Source organism: Streptomyces sp. NPDC002817, assembly GCF_053592055.1.
Genome location: NZ_JBSFUY010000008.1, coordinates 243704 through 265744, shown reverse-complemented (window position 1 = coordinate 265744; position 22041 = coordinate 243704). Strand labels below are relative to the sequence as shown.

At 70.3% G+C, this 22041-nt stretch carries 21 protein-coding genes; 9 read left to right on the top strand and 12 right to left on the bottom strand.

Features of this window, described 5'->3' with window-relative positions:
* Positions 1 to 232: 232 nt before the first annotated feature.
* Together ACWD3I_RS18475 and ACWD3I_RS18470 are read right to left on the bottom strand one after the other, a co-directional pair.
* Entirely contained in the window at positions 233 to 1177 is a 945-nt protein-coding gene (locus ACWD3I_RS18475; RefSeq protein WP_365394593.1) for a carbohydrate kinase family protein, read from the bottom strand.
* A complete protein-coding gene (locus tag ACWD3I_RS18470) occupies positions 1174 to 2082 on the bottom strand; it encodes a pseudouridine-5'-phosphate glycosidase (RefSeq protein ID WP_365394594.1) in 909 nt (302 codons plus the stop codon). Before ACWD3I_RS18470 ends, ACWD3I_RS18475 begins: the two co-directional genes overlap by 4 nt.
* 98 nt (positions 2083 to 2180) lie before the next feature.
* On the opposite strand from ACWD3I_RS18470, the gene ACWD3I_RS18465 reads away from it, so the two are divergent.
* Complete coding sequence (locus ACWD3I_RS18465) at positions 2181 to 2609, top strand: VOC family protein (RefSeq protein WP_365394595.1); 429 nt, start codon at positions 2181 to 2183, stop codon at positions 2607 to 2609.
* 48 nt (positions 2610 to 2657) lie between these two features.
* Here the strand turns inward: ACWD3I_RS18465 and fdhA are convergent, their stop codons facing one another.
* From fdhA to ACWD3I_RS18450, 3 genes are all read right to left on the bottom strand, one after another.
* Positions 2658 to 3890, bottom strand: coding sequence for a formaldehyde dehydrogenase, glutathione-independent (gene fdhA, locus ACWD3I_RS18460; protein ID WP_365394596.1), 1233 nt, complete (start codon positions 3888 to 3890; stop codon positions 2658 to 2660).
* A 129-nt stretch (positions 3891 to 4019) separates the two neighbouring features.
* Positions 4020 to 4574: a methylated-DNA--[protein]-cysteine S-methyltransferase gene (locus tag ACWD3I_RS18455; RefSeq protein ID WP_365394597.1), complete on the bottom strand. Its 555-nt coding sequence runs from the start codon at positions 4572 to 4574 to the stop codon at positions 4020 to 4022.
* Between the two features lie 78 nt (positions 4575 to 4652).
* On the bottom strand, positions 4653 to 5525 hold the full coding sequence (locus tag ACWD3I_RS18450) for a glycerophosphodiester phosphodiesterase (protein WP_365394598.1): 873 nt from the start codon (positions 5523 to 5525) through the stop codon (positions 4653 to 4655).
* A gap of 280 nt (positions 5526 to 5805) precedes the next feature.
* On the opposite strand from ACWD3I_RS18450, the gene ACWD3I_RS18445 reads away from it, so the two are divergent.
* The 7 genes from ACWD3I_RS18445 to ACWD3I_RS18415 all read left to right on the top strand — a co-directional run bounded on the left by ACWD3I_RS18445 (position 5806) and on the right by ACWD3I_RS18415 (position 14479).
* Positions 5806 to 6675 carry an MHYT domain-containing protein gene (locus ACWD3I_RS18445; protein WP_365394599.1) on the top strand — a complete coding sequence of 290 codons (870 nt, stop codon included), beginning with the start codon at positions 5806 to 5808 and terminating at the stop codon, positions 6673 to 6675.
* 40 nt (positions 6676 to 6715) lie between these two features.
* Positions 6716 to 8845: an excinuclease ABC subunit UvrB gene (uvrB, locus tag ACWD3I_RS18440; protein ID WP_365394600.1), complete on the top strand. Its 2130-nt coding sequence runs from the start codon at positions 6716 to 6718 to the stop codon at positions 8843 to 8845.
* A gap of 152 nt (positions 8846 to 8997) precedes the next feature.
* A complete protein-coding gene (locus tag ACWD3I_RS18435) occupies positions 8998 to 9576 on the top strand; it encodes a TerD family protein (protein WP_046263565.1) in 579 nt (192 codons plus the stop codon).
* A 50-nt stretch (positions 9577 to 9626) separates the two neighbouring features.
* Positions 9627 to 11645 (top strand): TerD family protein, encoded by a 2019-nt coding sequence (locus ACWD3I_RS18430; RefSeq protein WP_365394601.1) that lies wholly within the window; start codon positions 9627 to 9629, stop codon positions 11643 to 11645.
* Positions 11646 to 11873: 228 nt separating this feature from the next.
* Positions 11874 to 12875, top strand: coding sequence for a TerC/Alx family metal homeostasis membrane protein (locus ACWD3I_RS18425; protein ID WP_365394602.1), 1002 nt, complete (start codon positions 11874 to 11876; stop codon positions 12873 to 12875).
* A gap of 127 nt (positions 12876 to 13002) precedes the next feature.
* Positions 13003 to 13317, top strand: a complete 315-nt coding sequence (locus ACWD3I_RS18420; RefSeq protein WP_365394603.1) for a hypothetical protein — start codon at positions 13003 to 13005, stop codon at positions 13315 to 13317.
* Positions 13318 to 13378: 61 nt separating this feature from the next.
* Positions 13379 to 14479 (top strand): calcium:proton antiporter, encoded by a 1101-nt coding sequence (locus ACWD3I_RS18415; protein WP_365394604.1) that lies wholly within the window; start codon positions 13379 to 13381, stop codon positions 14477 to 14479.
* Between the two features lie 34 nt (positions 14480 to 14513).
* Here the strand turns inward: ACWD3I_RS18415 and ACWD3I_RS18410 are convergent, their stop codons facing one another.
* The gene (locus ACWD3I_RS18410; RefSeq protein WP_365394605.1) at positions 14514 to 15821 is read right to left on the bottom strand and encodes an MFS transporter; all 1308 of its coding nucleotides are present in this window, start codon (positions 15819 to 15821) and stop codon (positions 14514 to 14516) included.
* A 51-nt stretch (positions 15822 to 15872) separates the two neighbouring features.
* Positions 15873 to 16919, bottom strand: a complete 1047-nt coding sequence (locus ACWD3I_RS18405; protein ID WP_365394606.1) for a S66 family peptidase — start codon at positions 16917 to 16919, stop codon at positions 15873 to 15875.
* A 104-nt stretch (positions 16920 to 17023) separates the two neighbouring features.
* On the opposite strand from ACWD3I_RS18405, the gene aroQ reads away from it, so the two are divergent.
* Complete coding sequence (gene aroQ, locus ACWD3I_RS18400) at positions 17024 to 17497, top strand: type II 3-dehydroquinate dehydratase (RefSeq protein WP_365394607.1); 474 nt, start codon at positions 17024 to 17026, stop codon at positions 17495 to 17497.
* Positions 17498 to 17522: 25 nt separating this feature from the next.
* On the opposite strand, the gene ACWD3I_RS18395 is transcribed toward aroQ, so the two are convergent.
* The 5 genes from ACWD3I_RS18395 to ACWD3I_RS18375 all read right to left on the bottom strand — a co-directional run bounded on the left by ACWD3I_RS18395 (position 17523) and on the right by ACWD3I_RS18375 (position 21825).
* Positions 17523 to 18275 carry an amino acid ABC transporter ATP-binding protein gene (locus tag ACWD3I_RS18395; protein ID WP_365394608.1) on the bottom strand — a complete coding sequence of 251 codons (753 nt, stop codon included), beginning with the start codon at positions 18273 to 18275 and terminating at the stop codon, positions 17523 to 17525.
* Positions 18272 to 19168 carry an amino acid ABC transporter permease gene (locus ACWD3I_RS18390; protein ID WP_365394609.1) on the bottom strand — a complete coding sequence of 299 codons (897 nt, stop codon included), beginning with the start codon at positions 19166 to 19168 and terminating at the stop codon, positions 18272 to 18274. The genes ACWD3I_RS18395 and ACWD3I_RS18390 overlap by 4 nt, the downstream gene beginning before the upstream one ends.
* Positions 19165 to 20052, bottom strand: coding sequence for an ABC transporter substrate-binding protein (locus ACWD3I_RS18385; protein ID WP_365394610.1), 888 nt, complete (start codon positions 20050 to 20052; stop codon positions 19165 to 19167). The genes ACWD3I_RS18390 and ACWD3I_RS18385 overlap by 4 nt, the downstream gene beginning before the upstream one ends.
* Positions 20053 to 20460: 408 nt before the next feature.
* Positions 20461 to 21117, bottom strand: a complete 657-nt coding sequence (locus ACWD3I_RS18380) for an MBL fold metallo-hydrolase (protein ID WP_365394611.1) — start codon at positions 21115 to 21117, stop codon at positions 20461 to 20463.
* Positions 21118 to 21138: 21 nt separating this feature from the next.
* On the bottom strand, positions 21139 to 21825 hold the full coding sequence (locus ACWD3I_RS18375; protein ID WP_365394612.1) for a maleylpyruvate isomerase family mycothiol-dependent enzyme: 687 nt from the start codon (positions 21823 to 21825) through the stop codon (positions 21139 to 21141).
* Positions 21826 to 22041: the final 216 nt, after the last annotated feature.

The window sequence follows — 22041 nt, the reverse complement described above, 5'->3', positions numbered from 1 at the left end:
AGGGCCGGGAGCCGGGGTGCCTTTGGCCGACGGAGGTCGGGAACGGCCGGCGACAGGCAGGTGGCGGGCCGGGCGCCGACAGGGGCGGGTGACGGGCAGTGGGGCGGCGCCGCTCGGGTCCGGGAGCCGGTGCGGAGCTGTCCACGGCGCCCGTCCACCACGGGGCACCGCCCGGCACCCCGAGGGGATCGGCGGTCCGCTCCCCACGAACCGCCGCCCCGGTGGCCGAACGTCAGCCGGTCACGGCCGGCGGTCTGCCGCCCACCCGCTCGACCGCCATCGCCCCCGCCCGGCATCCCTCCCGCGCCGCCTCCTCGGGCTCGGCACCCGTGAGGAGAGCGGCGAGGAACGCGCCCGTGAACGCGTCGCCCGCGCCCGTGGTGTCCCTGGGCGTCGCCGGTACGGCCGGGACCTGGGCGAGCACCGTGCCCGAGCGGGCCAGCAGCGCACCGTCCGCCCCCTGTTTGGCGACCACCAGCGGGACGTGGTGGCTCAGCTTGGCCGCCGCGTCCGCCGGGTCGGGCAGCCCCGTCAGCAGACACGCCTCGTCACGGCTGGGCAGCAGGACGTCGATCCCCTCCACCAGCGTCAGGAAACGGTCGACACCGAGTTCCACGAGGAACCCCGTCGACGCCGGATCCAGGCTCACCGGCACACCACGCGCGCGTGCGGCGGACAGGGCCACTTCCACCAGCGCGCGGCTCGGCTCCGAGAACAGCAGATAGCCCGACAGATGCAGGCGGGCCACCCCGTCGAGCAGCGCGTCCGACCAGTCGTCCGGATCGAACCGCAGGGCCGCGCCACTGTCCGTGAGGAACGTCCGCTCGGCCGCGGCGCCCGTGTCGACGAGGCAGATCACCGTCCCCGTCGGCGCCTGCGCGTCGACGACAAGACGGGGCCGTACCCCGCAGGCCACCAGCTCCCGCTCGTGCCACGCGGCCGCGTCCGCCCCCACCCGCCCGAGCAGCCGTACCTCGACGCCGCCCCGACCGGCCGCCCAGCAGGCCACGTTGGCCCCCGCCCCGCCCGGCAGCGTCCGGATCGCCGCAGCCGTGTCGGTGCTCGGCGCGAGTGGCCCCCGGTGCCGGGCCACGATGTCGGTGACGACGTCACCGACGACCAACAGCGCACCACCCGGAGCCGGTTCGGCCCCGGAACCGTCGGCTGCGGCCGTCACGCCCCGGCCCAGGCCGCCGCGATCCGCCCCGCCAGTCGGACGTTGCCCCGCACCGCCGCCAGATTGGCGCTCAGGGAGGCGCCGTCGGTGTGCCGTACGAGGTAGGAGAGGAGGAACGGCGTGACCCCCTGACCGGTGGCCCCCGCCTCCTCGGCGGCCCGCAACGCGTCCGCGAGCACGCGCGCGTGGAGCTCCGGGTCCAACTGCTCGGCCTCGGGGACCGGGTTGGCGACGATCAGCGCCGACCCGGGTCCGTCCAGGGTGTCCTGGGCCCGCATCACGTCCGCGACCTGCTGCGGGGAGTCCAGCGTCCAGTCCACCGGATGCCCCGAATCGGACAGGTAGAAGCCGGGGAAGCGGTCCGTGCCGTACCCGGCCACCGCGACGCCCAGTGTCTCCAGCCGCTGCAGGGTCGCCGGCACGTCGAGGATCGACTTCACGCCCGCGCAGACGACCGTGATCCGGGTGCGCGCCAGCAGCCCCAGGTCCGCCGACTCGTCCTGCGTCACCGTCCACTCCCGGTGCACCCCACCGAGCCCACCGGTCGCGAACACCCGCACACCCGCCAGCGCCGCCAGCTGTGCCGTCGCCGACACCGTGGTCGCCCCGCTCGCCCCGGCGGCCACCGCGAGCGGCAGGTCACGATGGCCCAGCTTGCGGATCCCGTCCTCGTTGGCGACCCGCTCCAACTGCTGCTTGTCCAGGCCGACATGGGGTCGCCCGTCCAGCACCGCGATCGTCGCGGGAACGGCACCCTCCTGCCGTACGACGTCCTCCAGCTCCAGCGCCACCTGCAGGTTCCGCGGCCGCGGCAACCCGTGGGCGATGATCGTGGACTCCAGGGCCACCACGGGTCGACGCGCGTCGACCGCCTCGCGCACTTCCTCCGACAACACCAGCACCACGCGCCTGCCTCCTGTCGATGGGTCCTCCCTGATCTCTGGCGGGCAGCACACCCGGCCAAACCCTTGCGGGCTGTGGGGGACGACATCAGCCTGGGGACATGACGGACAACGCCACACGTCTCGACCATGTCGTCCTCTGGGTGCGCGACCCGGTGGCATCGGCCGACTTCTACGAGAAGGCAGTCGGCATGGCGCCCCTGAGGATCACCGACTACGCCGCGGGAGCGGTGTCCTTCCCCTCCGTACGACTCAATGACGAGACCATCTTCGACCTGATGCCGCTCACCATGACGCACCGCATGACGATGCTCCCCGGCGCCACCGAGAGCTCGGGACATCCCGTCAACCATGTCTGCCTGGCCCTGCCCGGCGACGACTTCCAGGCACTCCGCGTCCGCCTGGAGGAGCAGGCGGTCCCCGTCTCGGACTTCTCCTACGACTCCTTCGGAGCCCGTGGCACGGCCCGCCGCAGCTTCTACTTCCGCGACCCCGACGGGAACGTCTTCGAGGCCCGCCACTACGAGTAGCGGGGCGCGGCGAGGGGGCCACACGGGTTGTGGCCCCCTCCAGAGGTGTCAGACCGGCCGTACGCCGTCCAGCGCCCCATGCGGGTCGAGCACGTATTTGCGGCTTGCGCCCTGGTCGAACTCGGCGTAGCCGCGTGGTGCGTCCTCGATGCCGATCACGGTCGCGTTGACCGCCTTGGCGATGTGCACGCGCTCGTGCAGGATCGCCCGCATCAGGTTCCGGTGGTACTGCATCACCGGGCACTGACCGGTGGTGAAGCGGTGACTCTTGGCCCAGCCGAGCCCGAGCCGCACCTTCAGCGTCCCGGACTTCGCGTCCGCGTCGACCCCGCCCGGGTCGTCCGTGACATAGAGACCGGGAATGCCCAGAGCGCCGCCCGCGCGCGTGATGCCCATGAGCGAGTTGAGGACCGTCGCGGGCGCCTCCGGGGCCTGCGGGCCGTGGGCCCGTGCCTCGAAGCCGACCGCGTCGACCGCGGCGTCCACCTCGGGTTCCCCGAGGATCTGCGCGATCTGCTCGCCCACGCTGCCCCGCGAGACGTCGACGGTCTCGCAGCCGAAGCTCCGCGCCTGGGCGAGCCGCTCGGCGTTGAGGTCGCCGACGATGACGACCGCGGCGCCCAGCAGCTGCGCGGACGCGGCCGCCGCCAGGCCCACCGGCCCCGCTCCCGCGACGTACACCGTCGAACCGACACCGGCTCCCGAGCTCACCACGCCGTGGAAGCCGGTCGGGAAGATGTCCGACAGCATGGTCAGGTCGAGCAGCTTCTCGCGGGCCTGGTCCCGGTCCGGGAACTTCAGCAGGTTGAAGTCCGCGTACGGCACCATGGCGTACTCGGCCTGACCGCCGACCCATCCGCCCATGTCGACATATCCGTAGGCCGCCCCGGGCCGTGCCGGGTTGACGTTCAGACAGATGCCGGTCTTGCGTTCCTTGCAGTTGCGGCATCGCCCGCAGGCGATGTTGAACGGTACGGAGACGATGTCGCCCACGTCGAGGGTCTCGACGTCCGGTCCCCGTTCGACGACCTCTCCGGTGATCTCGTGTCCGAGGACCAGCCCCTCGGGCGCGGTCGTTCGCCCGCGCACCATGTGCTGGTCGCTGCCGCAGATGTTGCTGGCGAGCACCTTGAGGATCACACCGTGCCGGCACTTGCGGCCGACATTGGCGACTGCGACCCCCGGCCCGTCCTGGAGCTCGAGCGTCGGGTAGTCGATGGTCCTGACCTCCACCGCGCCCGGCTTGAGATACGCGACTGCCCTGTTTCCGGTTGCGCTCATGCGTGATCGCCGTCCCTTCGGCTCCGAAGTCTTCGGATGCCAGTGGCTGTGCGCATGGCGGAGTCTGCTACCGCCGCAGCTTTCCGGCCAGCCTTCGCGCGGGGACGGATCCGGCCCGCTTTCAGACCCTCAGAACAACGGTTCCGGAAGCACCCCCTCCAGGGCGAGCAGCTTCCGCTTGGTCTCCACACCGCCCCCGAACCCGCCGATGCCGCCGTCGCTCGCGACGACCCGGTGACAGGGCACGACCACCGGCAGCGGGTTGGCGCCCATCGCCGCCCCCACGGCCTGGGCCGCCCCCGGCTGGCCGACCCGTCCGGCCAGGTCGCCGTATCCCACGACGCTGCCGAACGGCACCCCGGACGCCAGCTCGCGCAGCACCTCACGGTTGAAGCCGGAGATCAGCGACCAGTCCAGCGGTAGCTCGAAGTCGTGCCGCGCGCCCGCGAAGTACGCCTCCACCTGGCGTATCGCCTCGGCCAGCAGCGGGGAGCCGGGCGCTTCCACGGGCTCGGTGCCCAGCCGGGACGCCAGCCGGCCGAGCGCGTGGTCGCGCACCGCCTCGGTGGCGTGGAACACGACGTTGACCAGACCCTCACGGCTCGCGGCCAGCAGCAGCGGCCCGATGTCGGTGCCCACCACAGCCCACACGACCTGCTGCTCGTACTGCCCATGGCTGTTCATGCGACCCACCGTACGACCCGCCACTGACAACGCCCGGGGTGCGGCCGGAGCACGGCGGCTCCCCGGGCGGGGCGGCTCTCAGGGCGCCCCCACCGCGTCCCGCACCACGTCCGGCGTGTTGGTGATGATGCCGTCGACGCCGTACCTCGCGACCCGCCTCGCGGTCGCGGCGTCGTTGACGGTCCAGGCGAAGACCTCCAGCGGCTTGCCGTGCGCCCCGGTGAACGCCTGTACGGCGGAGACGTACCCGGTGGAGATGGTGCTGTGCGACGGGTTGATCTGGTCGGTGAACTGCGCGTAGACGGTCAGGTCCGCCACGTTCGGCGTGCCCAGCAGGCCGGTCTTGACGTCGGGCTTCAGCGTGTGGACGGTCCGCACGGCGTCCGCGCTGAAGCTCTGCACGATCAGCCTGGACCGGTGCTGCCGGTCGAGCCAGCTCTCGTTGGCGAGGACCTTGAGGGTCTGCTGCTCGATGCCCGGGTACAGCTCGGGGTTCTTGATCTCCAGCAGCAGCTTCTGGTCGTTGCGGTCGACGCGGCGCACGTACTGCTCCAGGGTCGGCACGCGCGCGCCCGCGTACGCGGGGCCGAACCAGCTTCCCGCGTCGAGACGCGCGATCTCGGCCGCCGTGAAGTCCTTCACCTTCCAGGGCGCCCGGTCGGGGAAGACCTCCTCGACGTCGGTGGTGCGCCGCAGGTTGTCGTCGTGGAGGACGACGAGCTCGCCGTCCCGGGTGCGCTGGACGTCGTTCTCGACCCAGCGGATGCCCAGCTCGGCCGCCTTGTCGACGGCGGCCAGGGTGTTCTCGGGGGCGTAGGCGGACGCGCCCCGGTGGGCGATGACCGTCGGCGGTTCGCCGACCTCGACGGCGCGGACGTCGGAGGCGGGGAGCAGGAGCGTGGCAGCCCCCAGGAGCGCGGAGGTCGTGGCGGCAACTGCGCGCGCGTGCATGCTGACTCCTTGCGTCGAGCGATCACGGACAGCTCAACTGTGACAGCAGTGGGTCAACAGCAGGGGGGTACAGAATGACCACAGATTGAATGGGGTTGCCCAACTCCGCTCACTGGTGCCGCACAACTGCGGCAAGGGCGTGTTTCTTTGCCGGAAAATCGTTCGACCATTCCGGTGGGAGTCATACTCTCTGCCTCAACCCTGACCGCTCGGGCGGTCCCGGGAGGGGGCGTATTTCAGCACATTCCTGGACGCAAGAGGGCGGGAAGGACAGCCGCGCATGCAAGGCACGGTCGACGGATTCAGCTACGGACTCGTCACACCGCTGGTGGCCTACCTCATGGCTTGCCTGGGAGGTGCCCTCGGCCTGCGCTGCACCACCCGGTCCATGCTGGTCTCGAACTCCTGGAGACCCGGCTGGCTCGCCCTCGGATCCGCGGCCATCGGTTCCGGCATCTGGACCATGCACTTCGTCGCCATGATGGGCTTCACGGTCAAGGGCGCGCCGATCCACTACGACAAGCCGACGACCTTTGCGAGCCTGGGCGTCGCCATAGTCATGGTGGGCGTCGGGATCTTCATAGTCGGCTACAAGGGCGCGAGCGGAACGGCCCTGTTCACCGGCGGCACCATCACCGGCCTCGGCGTCGCCTCCATGCACTATCTCGGCATGGCCGGAATGCGGTTCAACGGAAAGCTGGAGTACAACACGCTCACCGTGGCCGCCTCCGTCGTCATAGCCATGTGCGCCGCCACCGCGGCCCTGTGGGCGGCCGGCCAGGTCAGAGGCTTCCTGTGGAGCGTCGGCGCCAGTCTCGTCATGGGGCTCGCCGTCAGCGGTATGCACTACACCGGCATGGCAGCCCTCAGCGTCCACCTGCACGGCGCCAGCGGCGCCCCCTCCTCGGGCGACTCGCCTGCCGAGCTGCTCGCGCCCATGATGGTCGGCCCCCTGGCCTTTCTGCTGATCGCCGGTGTGGTCGTGATGTTCGACCCGTTGATGGTCATGGGCAAGCCCGAGTGGACCCCCGCCGAGAACAAGCCCGGCATCCCGGCCCACGCCGACGCCCCGCACACCCCGCGCCGCACCTCGATCCGCCCCCGCCGAGGCGTCGGCCACCGCAGCTCCCGCACCCCGCAGAACCGGTGATCGGACCGCGTTGTCAGTGGGGGGTCGTACGGTGGACTCCATGCGGCCCGTTTCCCAGATCGAACGCACGGTGGCGCCCTTCGAGGTCGTCAGTCCCTACCAGCCCAGCGGCGACCAGCCGGCGGCCATCGCCGACCTGGCCAAGCGCATCGAGGCCGGTGAGAAGGACGTCGTCCTCCTCGGTGCGACCGGCACCGGCAAGTCCGCCACCACCGCGTGGATGATCGAGAAGCTCCAGCGGCCCACCCTGGTGATGGCCCCGAACAAGACCCTGGCCGCCCAGCTGGCGAACGAGTTCCGGGAGCTGTTGCCGAACAACGCGGTCGAGTACTTCGTCTCGTACTACGACTACTACCAGCCCGAGGCCTACGTCCCGCAGTCGGACACCTACATCGAGAAGGACTCCTCGATCAACGAGGAGGTCGAGCGCCTGCGCCACTCCGCGACCAACTCGCTGCTCACCCGCCGTGACGTCATCGTGGTCGCCTCGGTCTCCTGCATCTACGGCCTCGGCACCCCGCAGGAGTACGTGGACCGCATGGTCCCCCTCAGGGTCGGCGACGAGATCGACCGCGACCAGCTGCTGCGCCGCTTCGTGGACATCCAGTACACGCGCAACGACCTGGCCTTCAGCCGCGGCACCTTCCGCGTCCGCGGCGACACCATCGAGATCTTCCCGGTCTACGAGGAACTCGCCGTCCGCATCGAGATGTTCGGCGACGAGATCGAGGCCCTGTCCACCCTCCACCCGCTCACCGGCGAGATCATCAGCGACGACCAGCAGCTGTACGTCTTCCCGGCCTCCCACTACGTCGCCGGCCCCGAGCGCCTGGAACGGGCGGCCAACGACATCGAGAAGGAACTGGGCGAGCGCCTCTCCGAGCTGGAGAAGCAGGGCAAGCTCCTGGAGGCCCAGCGTCTGCGCATGCGAACGACGTACGACCTCGAGATGCTCCGCCAGATCGGCTCCTGCTCGGGCGTCGAGAACTACTCGATGCACTTCGACGGCCGAGAGCCCGGCTCCCCGCCGAACACCTTGCTGGACTACTTCCCGGACGACTTCCTGCTCGTCATCGACGAGTCGCATGTCACGGTCCCGCAGATCGGCGCCATGTACGAGGGCGACGCCTCCCGCAAGCGCACCCTTGTCGACCACGGCTTCCGGCTGCCCTCCGCCCTCGACAACCGCCCCCTGAAGTGGGAGGAGTTCCAGGAGCGGATCGGACAGACCGTCTACCTGTCCGCGACACCGGGCAACTACGAGCTCTCCCGTGGGGACGGCGTCGTCGAGCAGATCATCCGCCCGACGGGCCTCATCGACCCGGAGGTCGTGGTCAAGCCCACCGAGGGCCAGATCGACGACCTGGTGCACGAGATTCGCAAGCGCACCGAGAAGGACGAGCGTGTCCTGGTCACCACACTCACCAAGAAGATGTCCGAGGACCTCACCGACTACTTCCTGGAGCTCGGCATCCAGGTCCGCTATCTGCACAGCGACGTCGACACCCTGCGCCGCGTCGAACTGCTGCGGGAGCTGCGCTCCGGCGAGTACGACGTCCTGGTCGGCATCAACCTCCTGCGCGAGGGCCTCGACCTGCCCGAGGTGTCCCTGGTGGCCATCCTCGACGCCGACAAGGAGGGCTTCCTGCGCTCCGGCACCTCCCTGATCCAGACCATCGGCCGCGCGGCGCGCAACGTCTCCGGTCAGGTCCACATGTACGCCGACAAGATCACCCCGGCGATGGCGAAGGCCATCGACGAGACCAACCGGCGCCGGGAGAAGCAGGTCGCGTACAACACGGCGCACGGCATCGACCCCCAGCCGCTCCGCAAGAAGATCAACGACATCGTGGCGCAGATCGCCCGCGAGGACATCGACACCGAGCAGCTGCTCGGCTCCGGGTACCGCAAGCAGAAGGACGGCAAGGCCGCCAAGGCCCCCGTGCCCTCTCTCGGTGGCAAGGCGGCCAAGGGCGCCAAGGGCAAGGCCAAGGAGACCGTGCCCACCGACCGGCCCGCGGCCGAGCTCGCGGGGCAGATCGAGGAGATGACCGAGCGCATGCGCGCCGCCGCCGCCGACCTCCAGTTCGAGATCGCGGCCCGGCTGCGCGACGAGGTCTCCGAGATGAAGAAGGAACTGCGTCAGATGAGGGAGGCCGGCCTGGCCTGACGGGCGCCCCGCCCTCGCCGCGAACGCGCTGTGTTGCAAGACCGACACAAAGTGCGGACCTGGGTAGCGGCACTGTCAGTGCCACTGCGTAGGGTTCTGGTCAACCGCGGAGCCCGCGGTAACAGGGGACAGTTCGAGAGGGGAATCAGCGCGTGACCGTCAACATGACCAAGGGTCAGGCCATCAGTCTGCAGAAGAACGATGGCGGCAGCCTGACTTCGGTGCGCATGGGTCTCGGCTGGCAGGCGGCTCCCCGTCGCGGCCTGTTCGGCTCGCGCACCCGGGAGATCGACCTCGACGCCTCCGCTGTCCTGTTCGCGGACAAGCAGCCGGTCGACGTCGTCTTCTTCCGTCACCTGGTGAGCGACGACGGCTCGGTGCGCCACACCGGCGACAACCTCGTCGGCGGTGTCGGCCAGGGTGGCGACGACGAGGCGATCCTCGTCGACCTGGCGCGCATCCCGGTCCACATCGACCAGATCGTCTTCACCGTGAACTCCTTCACGGGCCAGACCTTCCAGGAGGTGCAGAACGCGTTCTGCCGCCTGGTCGACGAGACCAACGGCCAGGAGCTGGCCCGCTACACGCTCGCGGGCGGTGGCGCCTACACGGCCCAGATCATGGCGAAGGTGCACCGCACGGGCCCTGGCTGGACGATGACGGCCCTGGGTACTCCGGCCAACGGCCGTACCTTCCAGGACCTGATGCCGGCGATCCTGCCGCACCTGTAAGCCGCGCGAGCGGTACCCGACACCGAACAGCGACACAGGGGGACGAAGGCATGACGGCCGAGCTGGTGCGGGGGCAGAACCACCCGCTCTCCCAGGCCCGTCTCGAGATCCGGGTCTCGGCCGGCAAGCCGATCGTGGCCGGAGCCGCGTTGAGCGACGAGCACGGCAAGGTCCACGGCGTGGAGTGGGTGGCCCACCCGGGCGCACCCACCCTGCCGGGCCTGGAGGTCTCCCGGCAGGCGGCCGCCGACCACCGCCTCGCGGTGGACCTCGGCGCCATGCCGGAGGCGGTGCACCGGATCAGTGTGCTGCTCGCGCTGCCGACGGGCGTGGCGGGGCCGGTCCGCTTCGGTGGCCTGGCCGCCCCCTTCGTCGCGGTCACCGGCCTCGACGGCGCCGAGGTCGCCAGCTACACCATCACCGGCCTGGAGGCCGAGTCCGCCGTCGTCGCCCTGGAGCTCTACCGCCGTCAGGGCGCCTGGAAGGTGCGCGCCGTCGGCCAGGGGTACGCCGGCGGCCTCGCCGAACTCCTGGCGGACCAGGGCATGCCGGAGGCCCACACGCTCGCCGGCAGCATCAACGAGGCCGTGGCCCAGGGCCTGGCCCGCTCCGTCCCGGCCCCGCCGCGCACCGCCGACGGCGATCGCACCCGGCAGACGGCCGCACCGGCACTCGGCCCGGACCAGGGGGGTACGGCACCACAGGGCGCCGTACCACCGCAGCCGCCGACGTCGCCCTACGGCGCCCAGACGTCCGGCCAGCCCACCTCTCCCTACGGCGCGCAGGGCGCCCAGCAGGGCTCCACGGACCCCTCCGCGGCCACCCAGCCGTCCGCGCCCACCGCGGGCGGTCCGGTCGACTACAGCCACCCGCACCGGCAGACCACGGCACCGCCGCCGCCCCCGCCGACCGCGCCCCCGGCCCAGCCCGGGCAGCCGCAGCAGCCCGTCGCGGGGGACGCGACCGGCTGGTCCATGGACGAGCGGCTCTACAACCAGGTGTGGGGCATGTTCGAGGACCTGGCCCGCTCCATGGCCGCGTACCGCAGCGCCGTCGACTTCGCCGAGTCGCGCATGGAGAAGGAGCTCGACCAGGTCCTGTCCGACCCGCGCAGCCGGATCGGGGGCCAGGGCGACGCCGCGCGCGAGGCGGCCCGCGCCAAGCACGCCCAGCTCGTCGACCAGGCCCAGGCGGCCCTCGACCGGGACCTCGCGCAGCTCGCCGCCGAGGCCGATGTCGTGGAACCCGCGCTGCCGCCGGCGTACGCCCGCTGGGACAACCCCGTCTGGCACGGCTACCGGGTGCCGATGGAGATCCCCATGGCCCTGCGCCTGGGCGACCTCCACCTTCCCGAGGCCCCGCAGGTGAGCATCCCGATGCTGGTCAGGCTCCCGCTGGAGCGCGGACTGTGGATCGACAGCGGGCGGGCCGGCACGATCGACGGCTCGTACACCGACTCCCACGAAGTGAAGCGCCTGGCCATGGACACCGCGGTGGCGGTCGCGGCCCGGCTGCTCGCCGTCTATCCCGCGCGCGAGTTCACCGTGCACGTGATCGACCCGGCGGGCTCGGGCGGACAGGCGCTGGTGCCGCTGGTGCAGAGCGGCGTGCTCGCGGCTCCGCCCGCGGTCGGCGCGGCGGGTGTGACGGACGTCCTGGCCCGGCTCACCCAACGGGTCGACCTGGTGCAGATGGCGGTGCGGGGCGGTGCGCCCGACGCGCTCCCGCCCGGCTTCGACACCTCCGAGCAGCTCCTGATCGTCAACGACTTCCCGCACGGCTTCGACGACCGTGCCGTGACCCAGCTGCGCTACCTCGCCGACGAGGGCCCGGCGGTCGGCGTCCACCTGATGATGGTCGCGGACCGCGAGGAGGCCTCCGGGTACGGTCCGTTGCTCGACCCGCTGTGGCGTTCGCTGATGCGACTCACGCCGGTTCCCGACGACCATCTCGCCGACCCGTGGGTGGGGCATGCCTGGACGTACGAGCCCTCGCTCGTGCCGGCGGGCAGCCAGGTGCTCCAGCAGGTGCTTCAGCAGGTGGCGGCGGCCCGCACCAAGTACACGTAAAGTCATCTGACCAGGTGCTTTGACCTTTCTTTTGCCAATCGCTTTACCTTTCCTTGGTGATTGGGGTACCGTCTTCCTCACGGAGGGGAGTACTCCCTGTCGATGCGGCGTACCCGTCAATACGGATCGGATCCGATCCCGGGGCGTCGGCCCACCTTGGGTGGAAGAGACCTCCGGCAGCGCGACGACGCTGGTTATTTGCCGTTACGTAATGCCGGAGGCGCAGCAATGGATGTTTCCGTGACCCTGTGGGTCCTGACGATCGTGGGCCTCGCAGCCCTCATCGCGGTCGACTTCTTCATCGGCCGCAAGCCGCACGACGTGTCCATCAAGGAAGCCGGAATCTGGACGGTCGTCTGGATCGCCCTGGCCGGCCTCTTCGGGCTCGGCCTGCTCATCTTCGGCGGTGGACAGGCCGGCGGAGAGTTCTTCGCGGGCTTCATCACCGAGAAGTCCCTGAGCGTCGACAACCTCTTCGTCTTCGTCCTGATCATGGCGAAGTTCGCGGTCCCGTCGCAGTACCAGCAGCGGGTCCTGCTCGTCGGTGTCCTCATAGCCCTGGTGCTCAGGGCCATCTTCATCGCCGCGGGTGCCGCGATCCTCGCCAGCTTCGCGTGGGTGTTCTACATCTTCGGCGCCTTCCTCATCTGGACCGCCTGGAAGCTCATCCAGGAGGCCCGGGCCGACGAGGACGAAGAGGAGTTCGAGGAGAACAAGCTGCTCAAGGCCGTCGAGCGCCGCTTCGGCGTCGCCGACCGATACCACGGCACCAAGCTGTGGATCGAGGAGAACGGCAAGCGGGTCATGACCCCGATGCTGGTCGTCATGCTGGCGATCGGCACCACCGATGTGCTCTTCGCCCTGGACTCGATCCCCGCGATCTTCGGCCTGACCCAGGACCCGTACATCGTGTTCACGGCCAACGCGTTCGCCCTGATGGGTCTGCGCCAGCTGTACTTCCTCATCGGCGGCCTGCTGAAGAAGCTGGTCCACCTCAGCTACGGCCTGTCGATCATCCTCGGCTTCATCGGCGTCAAGCTCGTGCTGCACGCGCTGCACGAGTCCGGTGTCCACGTCCCGGAGATCTCCATCCCGGTCTCCCTCGGCGTGATCTGCGCGGTCCTGATCATCACCACGATCACCAGCCTCCGCGCCTCCAAGAAGCAGGCGGCGGCCGAGGCGGCGCAGGCGCAGAGCGATGGCGCTCCGAAGGACAGCATCGACGTCTGACCACGTCGGTCGTAGAACAACCAGCACCGGGAGCGCCGCGCGGCCAATTGCCGCCCACCGCTCCCGGTGCTTCCGTTGTGTGCGGAGCGTCTCCCGCCCGGAGACGCCACGGCCGGGTGGAGGCACCATGGACGCACCCATGAAGTTCGTGCAGATCATCGACTACGAGACCGACCGCATCGAAGAGATGCAGGCATTGGGGCGGCAGGCGGAGGAACAGTTCGCCGGCCGCACCGACGGTCCCACCCACCGCATGGTGCTGAGGGACCGCAACAATCCCAACCGCTACCTCGCCGTGATCGAGTTCGACTCCTACGAGGAGGCCATGCGCAACAGCGGCGACCCGGAGACGGGCAAGTTCGCGGAGCAGATGGCCGCGTTGTGCACCAAGGCGCCGACCTTCACGGACTGCGATCTGGTGGACGTCACCGACCTCAAGTGAGGCCCGCGGGGCCCCGTCCCGCCAGGGTGCGGGGCCCCACCCCCTCTGCGACGATCGCTGCATGATCACTCGGCTCAGGTCGCTCACCACCCAGTGGACGATCCTCGTGCCGGTGCTCGCCGTCGTCCTCCTGGCCCTCACCTGGGGGCGCGATCTGCCGGGCGTGATCGTCGCCCTGGTGACCCTGGTCCTCGCGGGCGCCGTTCTGGCAGCCGTGCACCACGCCGAAGTGGTCGCGCACCGGGTCGGCGAACCCTTCGGCTCCCTCGTCCTCGCCGTCGCCGTCACCATCATCGAAGTCGCCCTCATCGTCACCCTGATGGCCGACGGCGGTGGCAAAAGTTCGACTCTCGCCCGGGACACGGTCTTCGCGGCCGTGATGATCACCTGCAACGGCATCGTCGGCATCTGCCTCCTGGTCGCCTCGCTGCGCCACGGCATCGCCGTCTTCAACCCCGAGGGCACCGGCGCCGCCCTCGCGACCGTCGCCACCCTGGCCACCCTCAGCCTGGTCCTGCCGACGTTCACGACGAGCAAGCCGGGCCCGGAGTTCTCCGGCGTCCAGCTGACCTTCGCCGCGCTCTCCTCGCTGGTCCTGTACGGCCTGTTCGTGGCGACCCAGACCGTGCGGCACCGCGACTACTTCCTCCCGATCACCCGCCAGGGCGTGGTCGTCACCGTCGACGACCACGCCGACGCGCCGTCCTCCCGCACCGCCCGGACCAGCCTCGGGCTGCTGGGACTGGCTCTGATCGGCGTCGTCGGCCTGGCCAAGGGAGTGTCGCCCACCATCGAGTCCGGGGTGTCCGCGGCCGGACTGCCGCATGCCGTCGTCGGCGTGATCATCGCTCTGCTGGTGCTGCTCCCCGAGACCATCGCCGCGCTGCGCTCCGCGCGCCGCGACCGCGTGCAGACCAGCCTCAACCTCGCGCTCGGCTCGGCGATGGCCAGCATCGGCCTGACCATCCCCGCGGTCGCCCTGGCCTCCATCTGGCTCGACGGCCCGCTCGTCCTGGGCCTCGGCGCCACCCACATGGTGCTGCTCGCCCTGACCGTGGTGGTCAGCTCCCTGACGGTGGTGCCGGGCCGGGCCACCCCGCTCCAGGGCGGCGTACACCTGGTGCTGTTCGCGGCCTACCTGGAGCTGGCGATCAATCCGTAGACCGACCTGTCGGCCCATGGACCGATTCCCCGGATCAATCCATGGCCGGCTCCGCCGCGGCGGCCACCGGCACCGGACGCGTCTCCGGCAGCAGCGCGAAGCACCCCAGGCTCAGCAGCGCGATCCCCGTCAGATACGCCCCCACGCCCCACGGCACCCGGCCGCCCCGCTCGGCGAGCGCCGTCGCCACGATCGGCGTGAGCGCGCCTCCGAGCACCCCACCGAGGTTGTAGCCGACCGCGGCGCCCGTGCAGCGCACCCTCGGCTCGTACAGCTCCGGCAGATACGCCGCGATCACGGCGAACATCGTGATGAACGCGAGCAGCGCGCCCAGGAACCCCAGGAACATCAGCAGCGGTTCGCCGGTCGAGAGCAGCGCGACCATCGGGAACATCCACACGGCGGCCGCCGCGCACCCCGTCAGACACAGCGGCCGCCGCCCGTAGCGGTCGCCGAGCAACGCCGCCACCGGCGTGAGCGATCCCTTCACCACGACCGCGGCCATGATGCAGGCCAGCATGACCGTACGGCCCACACCCAGCCGCTCCGTCGCATACGCGAGGGACCAGGTCGTGACGGCGTAGAAGATCGCGTACCCGACCGCGAGCGCCCCGGCCGTCAGCAGGACGAGCCGCCAGTGGTCGCGCACGACCTCGACGAGCGGCACACGCGCGTGGTCGTCGATCTCGAGGAAGCTGGGACTCTCGGTGAGCGACGACCGCAGCCACAGCCCCGCCACGGCCAGCACCCCCGCCGCCCAGAACGGCACCCGCCACCCCCACGCGGCGAACTGCGCCTCGGTCAGCGACGCCGACAGGACGAGCATCACGCCGTTGGCGAGCAAAAATCCCACCGCGGGCCCGATCTGGGGGAAGCTCGACCACAGGGCCCGCCGCTCGGGCGGCGCGTGCTCGGCCGTCAGCAGCACTGCTCCGCCCCATTCCCCGCCGAGCCCCAGGCCCTGCAGGAACCGCAGTACGAGCAGCAGCAGGGGAGCGGTCACCCCGATCGAGTCGTACGTCGGGACACAACCGACCGCGACCGTGGCGCCGCCGGTCAGCAGCAGTGAGGCGACGAGGACCGGCCGCCGCCCGCGCCGGTCCCCGATGTGCCCGAACAGCACCGAACCCAGCGGCCGCGCCACGAACCCCACGCCGAACGTGGCGAAGGCGGCCAGCGTCCCCGCCAGCGGCGAGAACGTCGGGAAGAACAGCGGCCCCAGGACCAGCGCCGCCGCGGTCCCGTAGACGAAGAAGTCGTAGAACTCGATGGCCGTCCCGGCGAGCGAGGCGGCCGCGAGCCGCAGCATGGAGGGCGCCCTTACGGTGCGTACGTCGTGCATGCCGCGTCAACTACCCACGGTGACGACGGGTTACGGGGGCGTGCGAGTGCGTCAGTAGGTGACCGTGATGCGCCGGGCGGGACCGTCGACGCGGACGAGACCGCCGTAGGGGATGACCAGTTGGGGGTCGGTGTGCCCGAAGTCGACGTCGAAGACGATCATGGTGTCGGGGGCGTACGTCCGCATCGCGCGCAGTACTGCCGCACGCTGCTCGGCCGCGTAACGCTCGGCCTGCGCCGGGCTGTTGGGCTGCTCGAAGGACCAGGTCTTGGCGCGCGCCATCAGCAGTGCGGAGAAGCGCCGGAGCAGGCCGCGCTCGCCCATGTTGCGCAGGATCCGGAAGACCTCCTCGCCGCTCGGCATCTCCTCGGAGGTCTCCAGGAGCAGAACGCCGCCGTCGTAATCGCTCAGGTCGTGTGCGATCTCGCGGTCGGCCATCAGCAGCCAGGCCAGGATCTCCAGACAGCCGCCCCAAGTCCGGCCCTCGACCACGCGGTCGGGATTCACCCAGGTCCAGCCGTTGCCGGGCCTGGTCTCCGGCTCCGCTTCGAAGGTCGCCGGGTCCGCCCAGTCACGGTTGACGTCGTTCCAGCGGCCGGCGGGCCTCAGCTCGTACTCGCCCGAGGTGAACAGCGCGGCCCGCAGGGAGTCCGCGGTCCGCGGGTTCATGGCGCCGGGGCGGCCCAGCTCGCACATCACGGTCGCGCCGTGAAAGCCGACGATCCCCGTGTTGCGCAGATACACGAGCAGGTTCGTGTTGTCGCTCGTCCCGAAGAACGGCTTCGGGTTCGCCCGAATCAACTCCCGGTCCAGGTACGGCAGCACGGTGATCTGGTCGTCGCCGCCGATCGACGCGATGACCGCCTTGATGTCCGGATCGGCGAAGGCGGCGTGGATGTCGGTGGCGCGCTCCTGCGGCGTCGCGCCCATCCTGCGGGTCGTCGGGTACTCGACCGGGATGAGGCCGTAGTCCTCGCGCAGTCGCTCCAGGCCCAGTTCGAAGGGGCGCGGGAAGAGCTCGGGCAGGCCGGCGCCGGGCGAGATGACGGCTGTACGGTCGCCGGGGGAGGGCTTGGACGGGTACGAGATCGTCGTCATCCGTGGAGGGTACGGCTGTCCGCGCTCCGGGGGCACCGTGATAAACCGGGGTCTGAGCAGCGGTCTTCAACGGATCGCGCACCCGCCACCGGACCGGAGGAACCGTGCCCCGCACCCTGGCCAACGCCCCGATCATGATCCTCAACGGCCCCAACCTGAACCTGCTCGGCCAGCGCCAGCCGGAGATCTACGGTTCCGACACCCTCGCCGATGTCGAGGCCCTGTGCGCCAAGACCGCGGCCGCGCACGGCGGCACCGTGGACCTCCGGCAGTCCAACCACGAGGGCGAGCTCGTCGACTGGATCCACGAGGCGCGGCTGAACCACTGCGGGATCGTCATCAACCCCGGCGCCTACTCGCACACGTCGGTCGCGATTCTGGACGCACTCAACACCTGCGACGGGCTGCCGGTCCTCGAGGTCCACATCTCCAACATCCACAAGCGCGAGTCCTTCCGCCACCACTCCTACGTCTCCCTGCGTGCCGACGGCGTCATCGCGGGCTGTGGCGTGCAGGGATACGCGTTCGGCGTGGAGCGGGTCGCGGCACTGGCGGGGACGGGACAGACCGAGGCGTAAGTCCCGTGCTCCTGGCGGGCGCCTGTTACAGGCGCCCGGCCTCCACGATCCGCCGCAGGAAGCGCTGTGTGCGCTCCTGCTGCGGGTCACCGAAGATCTGCTCGGCCGTCCCGCTCTCCAGGACCACGCCTCCGTCCAGAAAACAAACCTGGTCGGCGACATCGCGGGCGAAGCCCATCTCGTGCGTGGCCAGCACCATGGTCATGCCCTCGTCCTTCAGATCACGGACGACGCTGAGCACCTCGCCCACGAGCTCCGGGTCGAGGGCCGCGGTGATCTCGTCGAGGAGCAACAGCCGAGGACGTACGGCCAGCGCGCGCACGATCGCGACCCGCTGCTGCTGACCGCCGCTCAGCCGGTCCGGGTACTCGCCCGCCTTGCCACCGAGCCCGAGCCGCTCCAGCAGCTCCCTGCCGCGCTCCTCGGCCTCCGCGCGGGACACCCCGTGCACCCGGCGCGGGGCGAGCGTGATGTTCTCCAGGACGGTCATGTGCGGGAAGAGGTTGTACGCCTGGAAGACCACGCCGATACGGCGGCGTACCGCGTCCTGGTCGACCCGCGGGTCGGTGATCTCCTCGCCGTCCAGCCAGATCGCGCCGTCGTCGATCTCCTCCAGGAGGTTCGCGCAGCGCAGCAGCGTGGACTTGCCGGAACCGGAGGCGCCGATCAGCGCGGTCACCGTGTGCGAGGCGACCTCGAGGTCCACGTCCCGCAGCACGACCGAGCCGCCGAACGTCTTGCGGACGGACTCCATCCGCAGCACCGGTGCGTCGCTCATGTGGTCCCTCCCTGGGCCCGCTGACGGTCCATCCGGGCCGTCACCCAGTCCGTGAACCGGGTCATCGGAATGGTCAGCGCGACGAAGACCAGTCCCGCGACGATGTACGGCGTGTAGTTGAGGCTGCGGCCCACGATGATGTCGGCGGCCCGTACGGCGTCCACCGCACCGCCGATCGACACGAGCCCGGTGTCCTTCTGCAGCGACACCAGGTCGTTGAGCAGGGGCGGCACCTGGCGTCGTACGGCCTGTGGCAGCACCACGTGCCGCAGTGCCTGCCGGTTGGAGAGGCCGAGCGAGCGGGCCGCGGCGCGCTGCGAGGGGTGGATGGACTCGATGCCGGCGCGGAACACCTCGGCCACGTACGCGGAGTACGTCAGCGTCAGCGCCGTGCCGCCCAGCAGCACCGGGTCGACGGTCACGCCCTGGAGCCGCAGCGCCGGGACGCCCAGGACCACGATCATCAGGTTGATGATGAGCGGGAGGCCCCGGAAGAAGTCCGTATAGGCGGCGGCCAGTACCCGCAGCGGGAAGAACACCGGGCCGCGCAGGGTGCGGGCGATGGCGATGAGCATGCCGAGGACGAGCACCGCCACGCCGCAGATCAGCAGCAGCCGGAGGTTGAGCCACAGCCCTTCGAGGACCTTGGGGAACGCCTCGCGCGCGTACTCCCCGTTGAAGAAGGTCTCCTTGGTGCGCGGCCAGCCCGGCGCGTTGACGACGACCAGGTAGAGGACGACGGCCGTGACGAGCGTGGAGAGCGCGGCGATCGCCGTGGCTCGGCGGGAGCGGGTCCGCTTGTGGCGTTCCCGCTCGAGCCGCCGCTCGGAGGGCGTGTACGCGTCGCCCGAGTCCGGCGACTCCGCGCCGGACTCTTCCTTCGTGAGCGTCACTTGAGCACCGGGGCGTCGACGGCGTCGGACAGCCACTGCTGCTCGATCTTCGCCAGCGTGCCGTTCTCGCGCAGGGCGTCGACCGCGGCGGTCACGCAGGACGTGAGCGCGCTGCCCTTGTCGAGGACGAGGCCGAACTGCTCCGGCGTGCCGCCCTGGTTCTCGAACTGGCCGACGATCTCGGCGTCGGTCACCTCGGCCGCGGTGATGTAGAAGGCGGTCGGCAGGTCGACGACGATGGCGTCCACCTGGCCGTTCTTCAGGGCGGACTTGGCCTGGTCGTTCTTGGCGTAGGCGGCGACCTGCCGGGTCGGCTTCACCACGTCCTCGATGTAGTTGAGGCTGGTCGTGCCGACCTGGGCGCCCAGCTTGAGGCCCTTCAGGTCCGCGATGCTCGTCGCCTTCGCCGCCTTGGTGCCCTTGAGGGCGATGACGGCCTGACGCACGTCGTAGTAGCCGGACGAGAAGTCCACGGCCTTCTTGCGCTCGTCGCTGATCGACACCTGGTTGATGTCGAAGTCGAAGGTCTTCTCACCGGGCGCGAACGCCTTGTTGAAGGGAACGCTCTGCCAGACGACGGCACTCTTGTCGTAGCCGAGCTGCTCGGCCACGGCGTAGGCGACCGCGGACTCGAACCCCTTGCCGTTGGCGGGCTTGTCGTCCTTGAACCACGGCTCGTACGCGGGCTCGTCGGTGGCGATCGTCAGCTTGCCGGACGTCTCGGTGGCCAGCTTCCCCTTGGCGCACGTGGTGCCGGTCGACGACCCCGAAGGCTTGGCGGCCGAGTCCTCCTCCGGCTGCGGTGCGCAGCCGACGGCGGTGGCGAGCAGGGCTATGGTCGCGGCGGCGACAGCGCGGCGCAGGGTGCGGGGGGCGAGGTGCATGGCGGGAGATTGACAGCAGGTCGCCCCGTTTGTCGAGGTCACGACGGTTTTTGTCCGCATACTGGGAACGGGTGTTGCGTTCTTGTGAACGCCTCCTGTGTACGTCGCCGGGGCCGCCGGCCGAGGGCGGGGATCGGAAGACCGGCGGCCCTTGCCGCGCAGGAGCCGTCATCCTGTGCGGGGCTGCTACCAGTTGACCGCGCAACCATGTGCGCGGGGAGCGTGCGCAGGACACCGGCGTGTGTGAACGGTTCACACGGGGCGCGTGCGAAGGCATGCGCGCCGGGGGCGCGAAGATGCGGCGCGTAAAGGTGTGTTGTGCGCGGGGCGCGCGAGGGTCGATATGCCCTGGGCGGGCGCGAGTTGGCTACGCGCCGGTGTACAGGGATGCGTCGCGCGCCCCGTCGTTCACCATCCGCGCGCGTGCCACTCCGGCAACTGCGGACGCTCGGCGCCGAGCGATGTGTCGTCGCCGTGGCCCGGGTAGACCCACGTCTCGTCCGGCAGGACGTCGAAGATCTTCGTCTCCACGTCGTGGATCAGGCTCGCGAACGCCTCGGGATCCTTGCGGGTGTTGCCCACGCCGCCGGGGAAGAGACAGTCGCCGGTGAACACATGGGGGTGGCCGTGCGGGTCGTCGTAGACGAGGGCGATCGACCCCGGTGTGTGTCCGACCAGATGGCGTGCGGTCAGCTCCACACGCCCCACCCGGATGGTGGCGCCGTCGTCGACGAGGACGTCGGTCGGAACGGGGATGCCGGCGGCGTCCTCCCGGCCCGCGTACGTACGGGCGCCGGTGGCGTCGACGACCCGGGCCAGGGCCTGCCAGTGGTCGCCGTGCTGGTGCGTGGTGACGACGGACGCGATGCCGTCGTCACCGATCATGCCGATCAGTGTCTCCGCGTCGTTGGCCGCGTCGATCAGCAGCTGTTCGTCCGTGGCCCGGCAGCGCAGCAGATAGGTGTTGTTGTTCATGGGACCGACCGCGATCTTGGTGATCATCAGGTCCTTGAGTTCGTGCACGTCCGCCGGGCCGCCGACCGTGACCTGTCCGCTGTACGTCATGGCGGTAAGTCTAGGGCGCCCCTACAGCGGAGGAAGCTCCGGCAGCCTTCCGCCCTCCACCCTCAGCGCCGATCCGTCACGGCGTCCGGCGAGCCAGCCGAGCAGGTCGGCGGGGGAGCCCGTCACCGTGACCACGAGCGCCTCCGCCACCCGGCCCGTGGTCCACGCGCGCGTGTCGTCCGTCAGGCGGGTCGGCTGTACGTCGGGGTGCCCGGTGAACCGCTCGGCGAGGAAGGCGATCTCCCGGTCCGCGAACTCCGCGGGCACCTCCTCCAGCTCGTACCCGATCCCGAGGTCCACATGGTGCAGCTCCACCTCCACCCACCGCCGGAACGGCACCCGGGCCGCCGAGTCGGTGACCCCGTTGCGCAGCTGCACGATGCGCGACCAGTCGGCCGGGACGGCTCCCACCTCCTGGAAGCGGGCGGCGCTGTCACGGACGTCCGTGAGCTGGATGTCGAGGGGGCGCGGGGCGTCCCGGTCGATGTCGGCGTCCCGGGCCTCACCGGAGGCGTACATGGGGCGGCCCTCCAGAACGTTCACGAGGGCGTCCGCGTTGCGGGCGAGGTGGGCGAGGATGTGGCCGCGAGTCCACCCGGGGAGCCGTGACGGCTCGGTCACAGACGCGTTGTCCAGTTTGGCGGCTGCGGTGAGCAGCCGCTCCGTCGCGTCACGTACAGACGCCAGGTCATGCGCGTGATCAATCATGCTGCTGACACTAACCCCGCCACACCTTTGGGTGAAGGTGGTGAAGCAGTGCCGTAAATCGAATGCACGTGCTATATGGTCGACAGCGGCGTCGGGCATGCTGGAAAGCCGGGGATTGTTATGCATCCGGGAATCCGACCGGCGTTGTCAGTGGCTCCCCCTAGTCTGAAAAAGCACGGGGGCCTCGCCCCTGTCACTTCTTCTCAAGAAAGGTGC